Annotated in this window: 1 protein-coding gene and 1 pseudogene; both read right to left on the bottom strand. The window is 40.1% G+C overall.

The genetic code is table 11. The features are described 5' to 3' along the window. Window positions 1-1,444: pseudogene (locus J3U42_RS12165) on the bottom strand (SH3 domain-containing protein); the annotation flags it as partial. Between the two features lie 11 nt (window positions 1,445-1,455). Next, on the bottom strand, window positions 1,456-2,012 hold a 557-nt coding region (locus tag J3U42_RS12160), incomplete at its 5' end, for a DUF2345 domain-containing protein (protein WP_267336597.1).

Genomic DNA, 2,012 nt, shown 5'->3' with positions numbered 1-2,012 from the left:
CCACGTGTAAACTTGGTTTATATTGACTTGCTGTTAAACCTGTTTTTAGCGGTAAAGTCGCCATCTCTATATAATTACCGTCTTTATCTTTTTGTTTGCTGATGCCTTTATTTTGATTATGGCCAATATGCCCCACTAAATCACCGGCTTTGATTGGATACGGTTTATCTAATACCACTACCTCATTGTATTTTTTGCCCCGGATGACATTTTCAAGACTATCGTACCAAACCATTTTTTTTCGCTCTTGCAACGGTATGGTTGGTTTTCCATCACGGACTATCTCAGCTAATTCAACAAAAGTTTTAGGTTTTTTCGTACCGCTTATTTTTATTTGGGTACCCTTTGGTAACATAGAAAGTATATTTTTCTTACTTTCATCCCTTACTCTTAGTCCTTTTGATTTGGCTAATTTACTATCTTTACCTTTTATATCAAATACCGATTCAGTCAATTGAATTTTAGTGTGATTAAAAACCCAACCCAGAATTTCTTTTCCTTCATGTTTATAAGGGGTTAATGGCGGGATTGATGAATATCCCTCAGTAAATGATTTGACAGCATACCATTTATAATTTTCGGTATGTAAATCAAGATGCAATTCTACTTTGGTGCCGGCTTGTAATACAGCAAGAATCTCGCCTTTTTTTGAGTCAGGCGATTTTCGAATATTTAATCCTTCAACAAAATCTAAACCTTTATCAATGACCCGGTAAATATCTTGCTCCCAAAATGCCGGAGCTGGCTCTGTTGGGTTATCATCGTAAAATTTTGTATCAGCCAAATGCATATATAAACTATAAAAATAAAGTTGATGACCGGGCTGTTTGGGTTTAGCCGTCTCTGTGGCAGGCGGAGTGCTTACTGTTGATGATTCACCTGTTGTCGTTGGGGTAGTTGGCGTATTGGTATCCGTGCTTGTTGTCTGAGTGGTCGTTGACTCAGTCGTTGCCGGTGTTGTAGTAGCCGGTGCAGTATTTGACAACGGCAATGCATTGGCTGCCGGCGCTGTTGAATTTTCAGTTGAGTTATTTGCATCTGCTTCGGTTGATGCCTGACCTTCTGTTGTTGTCGGAGTTGTTGCCGGGGTTGCTTCTTCAATACGTTCCATTTCAAGTAGATGGCGAACCAAGACAAAGCTGGTTGAGTAAAATCCAACCTTATCGCCATAGTCAAGTTTTTGATAATTGTCATTCACCCGATAAGCAATGACTTCACCATCGGCTATACAGTGTACTTTACTTGGTTTATCAACAACAACGCCTAAATTACCAAGAACATTTGCATCAAAATGAATACCACCATGCACAAGTTTATTAACGCTCACAGGATAAAAACCGGTTTGCGCTAACATTAATGCTTCATGATAACGGTTAGTGCCGGATTGATTTTTTTCGTTGACAACTATCGGGTATTTCCATTTTTTTATTGGTGTTAAAGCCATTATTTATTCCTTTAGCCTGAAAAATTGATGAGTTCAGTATTGATAAATCGCATGATTGCTACATCAATATCACTGGATATGAATTTTAATTTGTCGGTATCTATACTCGCCGGCCCCATCTTTTGCATCACATTACATTTAAGCTTAACGTTATCTGGTGTGCCTAGCTCTATGCCTTTACTGCTGATTTTGATATACGAGCCGCCACAGATTAGGGTTAGCTCTTTGCTGGCGGTAATGGTCAGTTTGCCGTCAACACTGTCAATGTTGATATCTTGTTTTGCGGCCATATTCAGGTTGGCATTTTGGGCTTGCAGGTTGATATCCCCTTGATTGGCAAAGACCTTCATCCCTGATTTGTGGGCAAATAGCCCTATCGCTTCTCCCGATGATACCGTGATGTTTTTTAATGCCGTAATGTCAGTTTGGTTTTCCGCCGTGATACTCACGCTGTTACCGGTTGATAGCTGAATGTTTTCCGGGCTGGTTAATGCAATGCCTTCTTGCGCATAAGCTAAGATGCCACTTTGGGCCAGTTCAGTTAAGTTGGCCTTGAGCTGGTCCTGAC

This window comes from Gilliamella sp. B2923 (assembly GCF_026536565.1).
In the GTDB taxonomy this organism is placed as follows: domain Bacteria; phylum Pseudomonadota; class Gammaproteobacteria; order Enterobacterales; family Orbaceae; genus Gilliamella.
This window is presented reverse-complemented; position numbering and strand designations above follow the sequence as displayed.